Origin of the sequence: Bacillus sp. HNG (assembly GCF_003400205.1) — a bacterium.
GTDB lineage: Bacteria > Bacillota > Bacilli > Bacillales > Bacillaceae_L > Ferdinandcohnia.
The window spans coordinates 1-8861 of sequence record NZ_QUQV01000034.1 but is presented as its reverse complement, the minus strand read 5'-3'; the positions used below and the strand labels follow the sequence as shown (position 1 = coordinate 8861).

Below are 8861 nucleotides of genomic sequence, written 5' to 3'. Positions count from 1 at the left end.
CCTTCACGAAGCCAAAATGATCTGAACTCACTTCTAATACCTATAAATCCATTTTAAAGGGGTATGAAATCCTGCGAATAAGTGAGCATTTGAGAGATATTCGTATCAAACTGAGGGAGTTGAAGAAGGATTTTAAGAGGGGGGACGAATTATTTACATTCCATGAAAATGAGGTGGTTAAATGAAATTATGACTAAAACGGGATGAAGTAAGATTAGTAGGGTATACCGTTGAATGGCAGCAAGAATTTTTTAAGGTAAAACAGGATATTCTTAATTCAACCCCTATCAAGGAAAATCAAATTGAACATCTAGGAAGCACAGCAATTAAGGATATGTTTGCAAAACCAATATTGGATTTAGTCGTGGGTGTAGATGATATTGAAGATGTTGATAAAGCTCTTTTACAAGGCTAAAGGAGGTTGGTTTTTTAAGACTTCGGGTTCAACGTTCTAATGAAATTGTACTTGCAAAGTTTACTGATGAAACCTACGAAGAAAAGACCCATTTTATCCATTTGGTTCAATTTAATAACGACCTTTGGAAGAATTTAATCTTTTTTAGGGATTACTTAAATTCAAATGAAACAGTACGAGACCAACTCAAAAATTTGAAAATAGAGTTTGAAGAAGGAAATAATGGTGGAATCGACGAATATACCGACTATAAGGAACAATTTGTAAAAGAAATTTACAGGAAAAGAACATAAGATCTTCTCAAAGTTTGCGATAGGTCCAAGAAGGATTATCGCATATTTTTGTTGAAGTTATTGTACTAACGGGGCAGGATAGTAGAAGGCGAAAAACACAGCTTTATAATAAAGTAGAAAGAAAATGCAAACAAAAAAGCAAAGTCAGAATATCTCTTCCTTTGCAAGAATCTAAATAAACTTTTATTTTGGAATTCTATCTCCATATTTACTATTTGATAAAATCTCCTCCGCAGATAATACTGTCCAGTCTCTGACCGGGGTGGTGGGATTCTTTTCTAAAAAGGAATTCACTATTTGGTATCCAATCTTGTAGTTGGTCCAACGGGGGATTCCTTTGTTTGGATTTTCAAAATAATCGCCTTTTATTGTTCGGTCCTTTGACATTAAATTCTCTTTTAAGTGCTCCCACACTTCCTCCTCTTTTTGATTTGATAGAGGTTCTATCCACGGTATATTAATATTGGGGTAAAGACATTTGGCAAAAGTGTCAGCTTTTCCTTCGAGAATAATTGAATCTAATAAAGTGTTTTTCCAGTTTACATTTCCGCTCTCCATATAAATAGTATGGTTATATTCATGTGCAACACTATACTCTAACAAATCCTCATTAAAAGAAGATGGATCAATCCGTATTATGAATGCATCCTTACTAACTGCTACCCCAGAAACGCCACCCATTAAATTGATACCATCCATGTTATCAGGATTAGGAGGAAATAAATACACTCTCTTATTCACGCCTGGAAGGGTATTAGATGATTTAATCAAGGCTTGTTCTATTATTATATTTATTTCATCTTGATTATTAATTAGAGAAAAAACAAATTCCTCTAAAGTTTTAATGTCTTTAGGAGTTGCAAAAGCAAAATGGTCCTTTATCCAATACCCCTCTACTTTACCTAAAGTATCTAATTGAAATGGTTCGACAACTTTTTGATAGTAATGTTCTTCCATCTTCTCGTGTTGTTCAATTTCTGAAACGCTTTCTATGTAATCTAATATTTGACTATAAAAGGGTATAATTCTAAATTCCTGATTGCCATTCTTCACAATCGGAGGGTTCTTAATATTTAAATTTTTAGGTGATTCAACTTCAATTGTTTTATTAGAACAACCGATAAGTAATACAGCACTAACGGAAAATATGAAAAAAGGAACTAGTCTATTAATTTTAATCACCACCAAATTAAAAATTATTTTTAGTATACTCTAAATTTTCCTTTTCTTCCAATTGTTTAACAAGTAGATTATTATTTTATCGCCTACTTACATGCCTGTTACTTTTAACTCATTAGACCACCTTTACTGAAGAAAAGTGTAGACGGGTGGATAAAATTAGCCCATCACTGCATAATTTAACCTTTCCTGTTTATATTTAACTCACTGGAAAAGCAAATAATGAAAAAACGTGTTAAAGTTTGTGAAATGATGTACTTAAACTATTGGGTGCGTTGATCCAAGAAGGATTAATACCCTTTTTTGTTGAATTTACTGACTAACGGTGCAGTTTAGTGAAAGAAGAACAAGATGTAAAAAATAGTTTTATCAACAAAATTTTAGAGATCGATGTTAAACGTATAAACAGGAGGGAATTGGATTATGGGTTGGGGGGGCGAAACGAAAGCCTTTAGGATTATTATAAAAGGAGCCTTCTTGGGCTTTATTGCCATAGCCTTACTCATTATGTTTATGATTGGTAATTTTCTCGTTAAAATATATATTTTAGATTATAGGTTTGATGATGGGGAACTAACGCCACCAATTGAAACTGCTATAAACAATGAATAACTTAATTCAGCTAACGGGTGCGTTGACAAAATAAGGATTAATGCTTTCTCTTATATTACTTTATGGATATTTCTATAATTTGTTATAATGTACTTTGTTAGTAAAGTAATTAGGTGTGCAGAGGGAGTGCTTAAAAATATGGAATACATAACACTTAATAATGGGTTGAAAATGCCAATCGTTGGTACAGGCACAAATACTTATGGAAAAGAAAATAACGAGTATAATGGGGCGTTAACAAATGAAGTTCCTGAACTAGTATCAGCACTTGAGTTGGGTTACCGTTCAATAGACGCAGCCATCATTTATCGAAACGAAGAACTTGTGGGAAGAGTTTTAGCAGAAAGCACAGTGCCTCGAGAAGAGTTATTCATTACGACAAAAATTCCAGGCAACGAAGAATATATTACTTCGAAGGATGCTACTCGAGCAGCTATCGATAACAGTCTAAAAAACTTCCAAACAGACTATCTAGACCTGCTACTTATTCACTTCCCTATCGAAGACAAAGTGCAACTTAAAAACACCTGGGAAGTCTTTGAAGAATATTACGAAGCGGGCAAAATAAAAGCAATCGGCGTTTCAAACTTTGGAAAAAATCATCTAGATGAATTGAAATTATTTGCTAAAGTGAAGCCAGCCGTTAATCAAATACAAGTTAACTTAAAAGAACCTAACAAAGATCTCCTTGCCGTATTAAAAGACGAGGGTATTACACCTGTTGCATGGGGACCTATGAAAGCCGAAGCCCATCAAAAAGAAATTTTGGATGAAATTGGTAATCCTTATAAAAAATCTGGCGCACAAGTCTTATTAAAATACCAAATTCAACGCGGTATAATCGTTATTCCTAAATCTCACAACCGTGAAAATCAAGCATCTAATGTAGATCTTTTCGATTTCGTATTATCTGCAGAAGATATAGAAAAAATTGAAAGTTTATAATTGGTTAGTCCTTAATCCTAGTGATATTAATAATATCGCTAGGATTTTGTGATTTTTTCAAAACAATGAGATTGGAGTAGTAACGTTTTTTATTGAACTAAAGGGGCAGGATAGTTGAATAGGAAAAACTTTCCTTATATGTCGAAGTAGAAAGAAAAAGCGAAAAAAGGACTATACCCTAGAGCATAGTCTAAACTGAAAGAGGTACTGATCGTGAGATTGGCTGGAATCTCATGATGATCATGTTGCAGTGACTACACTAACATATAATTCAACAATAACGGTCGTTGAAAAGGACATTAGTGGAATTGAACAAAAAGTAACGTAGATAAGAAAAGAAACGCAACAATACGTTTCTTTTCGATAGAAGTTTAATTCCAATGTTACAGATTAGGAGGGATTAGTATCCACCGCCCATATATCCAGTACCAACAATGATTAACAGGATGAAAAGCACAACAATTAATGCGAATCCTGCACCCATACCGTGTCCGCCACTCATACCTTACACCTCCTTTGTTTTGAAGTTAATTCAGTATATGTAACGGGATTTACCATGCTTGGACTTGTAACTTAATTATGAATTAAAGGACACCCATAATAATGAATGTCCAGTTGAGGTATAAAACTATGGTGCTGATGGTGGATAATTTAGTTTATGCGTAAAATGCCAAAATGAAATGGACAAGAGTGGATTTAATAGTTCGTAATTCGAAAAAATTATGAAGTAAAAGCACTTTCATTGTTTGACTACCATGAAAGAACGTAATTAACTTTCATTTTCTGTGGAGAAGCTCCGTTTCATGGATGACTAACGGGGCAGGTTAGTTCAATAAGAAATCACAAAGTAATGAGCATTTACTTTAAAGTAAGATTAAACGGAGGCTGAGATGCGAAAAGTTTATGTAGATAGAAAAGAATTACCTGGTGCCATAAATGTGAATATAAAAGATGCAGAGGTTATACCAGCAGGTACAACAATTTATTCTATGAGTGTTTATCATAAAAATGAGGAATATCAAAAATATGTTAACGATTATGATATTTAATTTATCTTTGACGATGATATTCCACATTTAGAATTTTATACGGTTCCATATGTAGATATTATGGCAAAAGATAGTAAAGGTGGATTTATCGGAACTGTTGGTCAACAATGTGATTTGAAAAGTGGCGCACCAATTTGTTATATCAATAGGCATTTAGAGTGCTTGATAATTTCTGAAAACGGAGAAGATTTTCTGAGTAATATAGGATCGTGGCAAGACAACTTGAAACCCTACGATAAAATTACCGTTTATCGTTCGAAAGCAGAAGCAGAAATTGAACTAGAATTTATCGATTTGTCTGTCTGATAGTCCTCCATCATTATAAATTCATATTGAACTAAGAGGTGCTTTGATCCAAAAAGGATTTACGCACCTTTTTGTTGAATTTATAGAACTAACTGAGCAGTAAAGTGGAATAACCGGTGCGTACGGTAAAATAAAAACAAACTTTGTTACGGAGGGACTTTATGACACAAATTAAGTATATTTTAATGGGAATTTTAGTATTTGTAATTGGCTTTATATTAGTAGGTTTTTTATCGGGCTTTACAAGTGGTAATGCAGAGTTTTCATATTATGCGGCTATTTCAAATTCTCTTATATATTTGGCAAGTGTCATTGCTGTATGTACGTTTCTTATCGTAAATAATTTAAAGAAATAATCTATTTCTTTTTAAAGGGTGGCAAGAGTTTAAGATTCAGCAACTATTCTTGGTGGATTATCTTCTTATACTATCAAAGCAGTAGAGTTAAATTAGTATTAAAAATATTGTTCTTACGAAGGAGATAGCAAATGCCTATTATTAAGCATAAGCAATTTATCAAAGCACCTGTGGACGTATGCTTTGATCTTGTAAGAAACGTAGATATACATATTGAAACTGCTGCTAAAACTAAGGAAAAAGCTGTTGGCGGGGTTACGCAAGGGCTATTAGAAATTGGCGATACTGTTACTTGGGAAGCTACTCACTTTGGTATTAAACAAAGGCTAACAGCAAAAGTAACTCATATGGAAAAGCCTACTTTGTTTGTTGATATTATGGTAAAAGGAGCTTTTAGTTCTTTTACACATACCCATCAATTCAAAGAAGTAAAAGGTGGGACTAAAATGATTGATACTTTTGAATATAAGTCCCCTTTTGGACCTTTTGGAATTATTGCGGATAAATTATTTTTGGAAAAGTATATGACTGACTTTATAATTTCTCGTGCAAAAGAACTAAAAAGAATTGCAGAAAACGTAAATTAGTTTGTTCAACTAACGGGCAGTTTAGTTTAACAAGAAAGAACATCCTACTGTACATTTAACACTGTATAAAGCAGTCGGCATTTTTATTTACATATTATTAGAAAAATTAGGGAATATTGTACAAAAAAGGATTGTTTGGTTAGATGGAGGTTTATTATGGAGGAAGGCAATCGTGTACAGCTTACATCAGCAGAGATAACCGCTCTTTGGACATCCTATATTAATGATACTGCCATTGCTTGTAATTTTAAATATTTTTTAACCATAGTTGAGGATGAAAAGATTAAAGCATTAGTCAAACATGCTTTTGAAATTGCTCAAGGAAATCTTAAAACACTAACTGAGATATTTAACAAAGAAAAATATCCAATACCTTATGGATTTAACCTTAATGAGGATGTAAATGAAAATGCTCCTAGGTTGTATTCAGACACATATTTTTTGAATTACCTCCATCAAGCATCACAAATTGCTCTGCAAGGATACAGTATGAATCTGTCAGTATCAGTTAGAGCAGATGTTTACAGTCATTTTAGTGAGTGTATTTCACAATTAATAAATTTTCTTAGGGAGGTAAAGGAGCTTTTATTATTTAAAGGTCTTTATATCAGGTCCCCTTATTTACCTATACCAGATGATATTGATTTTGTTAAAAAACAAAATTTCCTTAAAGGCTTTTTTGGAGAAAAGAGATCATTAGTAGGTACAGAAATATCGAACCTCTATGTTAATTTTCAAAGAAATGCTTTTGGAGTTGCAACCTTAATGGGATTTAGTCAAGTTGCACAGTCAAAAGAGGTAGCTATGTTTTTATTTAGAGGTGTAGAGATTGCAAAAAAGCATTTTGATGTTTTTGGAGCTATCCTTAAAGAAAATTACCTTCCAGTACCTATGACATGGGATTCAGATGTAACTGAGTCTACAGCTTATACTTTTTCTGATAAACTTATGATGTTCTATACTACATCCCTTATTGCCTTAAGTATTGGATTTTATGGTACTAGTATGGCAATGAGTCCTAGAAGGGATATAGGTCTGAATTATGTAAGGCTTACTGCTGAAATAGCTCTGTATGCTGAGGATGGAGCTAATATAATGATTAAAAATGGGTGGCTAGAACAGCCTCCTATGGCTCCTGATAGGGATGAATTAATAAAAAAATAGAATCAATTATAATCCATATTCAAGTCCTTCTGCATAAAAACAGAAAGGGCTTATTTTATTTCATTAGGACTTAAGCAACTTCCTTCTATATATTTTGTAAGTAATTCACCTAGAGTAACGGGTGAGTTGATCCAAGAAGGATTAATGCACTGTTTTGTTGAAGTTATTGAACTAACGAAGCAGAAGGAATCAGCAAAATTAGGAAGAATTATATAATATTCTACATTTATAAATACACCATGCATAAAGTTAACCTTCTAAATACATACATCTCAATAATTAGTTAATGAGTAATTTTAAGGCAAAAACAGTATGAAGTTTTACTAAAACCAAAATGTGAAGGAGAACACATTATGAAAGCGATGGTTTACAATAAGTACGGAACGGCCAACGTTCTTAGCCTAAAAGAAATAGAAAAACCTGCAATAAAGCAAAATGAAGTATTGGTAAAGATTCATGCTGTTTCTGTGAATTCATGGGACTGGGATCTTCTTAGAGGTAAACCATTCTTGGCTCGTCTTGGGGGGCTTCTAAAACCCAAATACAAAATCCTTGGTGCTGATATAGCAGGAAGGGTTGAAGAAATTGGAAGAGAAGTAAATCATATCTCTGTAGGGGATGAGGTATTCGGAGACATATCTTGGTGTGGTTGGGGCGGATTTGCAGAATATGTAAGTGTTAATGCAGAGGCATTGACATTGAAGCCAGCCAATATGACATTTGAAGAGGCTGCTGCGATACCGCAAGCAGGAGTTCTAGCTCTTCAGGGGCTTCGTGATGTAGGACAAATTCATGTAGCCAGTAAGGTATTAATTAATGGTGCTGGTGGAGGTGTTGGGACCTTTGCATTGCAAATTGCCAAATTATACGGGGCTGAAGTTACTTGTGTGGACAGTAAGAAAAAATTAGATACACTTAAGTCCATTGGTGCAGACCATGTTATTGATTATAATGAAGAGGATTTCACACAAAAAGGACAGTTGTATGATTTAATTATCGATGTTGTAGGAACTCGTTCTATCTTTGACTACAAGCGTGTACTAAATTCTAAAGGAACCTATGTTATGATTGGAGGATCGATTTCTCTAATTCTACAACTATTATTGCTCGGACGTATGATTTATAAAAATGAAGGTAAGGAAATGGCCATTCTTGTTCATAAACCAAACAGTAATGACCAAAATTATCTTAAAGAACTTTTTGTTGCAGGTAAACTTGTACCTATTATAGATAGGCGATACTCGTTAAGTCAGGTTCCAGATGCTATCCGTTATCTTGGAGAAGGACATGCAAAGGGAAAAGTGGTCGTCTGCGTGGAAAATAGTTAGTCTTAAACAAGATACTATGAGATTATTAAAAGTGTTGCCACTCTTAGCAAATTAAATTTGTGAACTATTGTTCTTATATTAACGGTTGCAATACTTAAGGATGATGATCACTGCGGCGGTCTTTTTTCTTGTTTCACTAACGGAGCAGGTTAGTTTAATAAGAAAATATATAAATGTTTCAAGTTTGCGGCTAGAAGGAGGGTATTAAAATGGACTTTGTTTTACTATTTATCGCTATATTTGTATTATTATTTGCCCTAAGAAAAGTTTCTAAGGTTAGATATTCTTCTAAGGATTCATCACAAAGGACGCTAAAAATAATGTTATATCGCTTATGTTGGGTGTTTTGATAATTTTTGCAATGATACTTATTCCTTATCAAGTTTGGGTTCTGACAGGGAGCTCGCATTATTTTGATGCAGTATATATTATAGGTGGAACAACTCTTATAACAATAATTGTTAGTTTTACTTTTTACTATTTTAGAGCAAAGAAATTCAACTAACGGGTGCGTTCGTATTATAAGGTTAACCAGTTTTTACTGGTTGACCTTTTTTTAATAGATTCTATTATAGCAGTAGCCAGGGTAGGACGTACGGGTGCGTGGGGCATTGATCCCGTCAACTA

General features: G+C 33.6%; 10 protein-coding genes and 1 pseudogene. 9 read left to right on the top strand and 2 right to left on the bottom strand.

Annotated features, from left to right (window positions below; translation table 11 throughout):
- Positions 1-193 precede the first annotated feature (193 nt).
- Positions 194-708, top strand: a pseudogene (locus DZB84_RS25705) (GrpB family protein); the annotation flags it as partial.
- Positions 709-891: 183 nt separating this feature from the next.
- On the opposite strand, the gene DZB84_RS24345 reads toward DZB84_RS25705, so the two are convergent.
- Positions 892-1890, bottom strand: coding sequence for a DUF2268 domain-containing putative Zn-dependent protease (locus tag DZB84_RS24345; RefSeq protein WP_142759864.1), 999 nt, complete (start codon positions 1888-1890; stop codon positions 892-894).
- A gap of 420 nt (positions 1891-2310) precedes the next feature.
- Between DZB84_RS24345 and DZB84_RS24340 the strand changes: the two genes are divergently transcribed.
- Complete coding sequence (locus tag DZB84_RS24340; RefSeq protein ID WP_116354874.1) at positions 2311-2499, top strand: hypothetical protein; 189 nt, start codon at positions 2311-2313, stop codon at positions 2497-2499.
- Between the two features lie 138 nt (positions 2500-2637).
- Positions 2638-3444: an aldo/keto reductase gene (locus tag DZB84_RS24335; protein ID WP_116354873.1), complete on the top strand. Its 807-nt coding sequence runs from the start codon at positions 2638-2640 to the stop codon at positions 3442-3444.
- A 400-nt stretch (positions 3445-3844) separates the two neighbouring features.
- Here the strand turns inward: DZB84_RS24335 and DZB84_RS24330 are convergent, their stop codons facing one another.
- The gene (locus tag DZB84_RS24330) at positions 3845-3946 is read right to left on the bottom strand and encodes a YjcZ family sporulation protein (RefSeq protein WP_116354872.1); all 102 of its coding nucleotides are present in this window, start codon (positions 3944-3946) and stop codon (positions 3845-3847) included.
- 388 nt (positions 3947-4334) lie between these two features.
- Here DZB84_RS24330 and DZB84_RS25390 point away from each other — a divergent pair, with 388 nt between their 5' ends.
- From DZB84_RS25390 to DZB84_RS24305, 6 genes are all read left to right on the top strand, one after another.
- The gene (locus DZB84_RS25390; RefSeq protein ID WP_223254548.1) at positions 4335-4493 is read left to right on the top strand and encodes a hypothetical protein; all 159 of its coding nucleotides are present in this window, start codon (positions 4335-4337) and stop codon (positions 4491-4493) included.
- Between the two features lie 60 nt (positions 4494-4553).
- On the top strand, positions 4554-4799 hold the full coding sequence (locus DZB84_RS25385) for a hypothetical protein (protein WP_223254547.1): 246 nt from the start codon (positions 4554-4556) through the stop codon (positions 4797-4799).
- A 161-nt stretch (positions 4800-4960) separates the two neighbouring features.
- Positions 4961-5155, top strand: coding sequence for a hypothetical protein (locus DZB84_RS24320; RefSeq protein WP_116354871.1), 195 nt, complete (start codon positions 4961-4963; stop codon positions 5153-5155).
- Between the two features lie 131 nt (positions 5156-5286).
- A complete protein-coding gene (locus tag DZB84_RS24315) occupies positions 5287-5742 on the top strand; it encodes an SRPBCC family protein (RefSeq protein ID WP_116354870.1) in 456 nt (151 codons plus the stop codon).
- A 156-nt stretch (positions 5743-5898) separates the two neighbouring features.
- On the top strand, positions 5899-6906 hold the full coding sequence (locus tag DZB84_RS24310) for a DUF3231 family protein (protein WP_116354869.1): 1008 nt from the start codon (positions 5899-5901) through the stop codon (positions 6904-6906).
- Positions 6907-7259: 353 nt separating this feature from the next.
- Positions 7260-8234: an NAD(P)-dependent alcohol dehydrogenase gene (locus DZB84_RS24305; RefSeq protein WP_116354868.1), complete on the top strand. Its 975-nt coding sequence runs from the start codon at positions 7260-7262 to the stop codon at positions 8232-8234.
- Positions 8235-8861 lie beyond the last annotated feature (627 nt).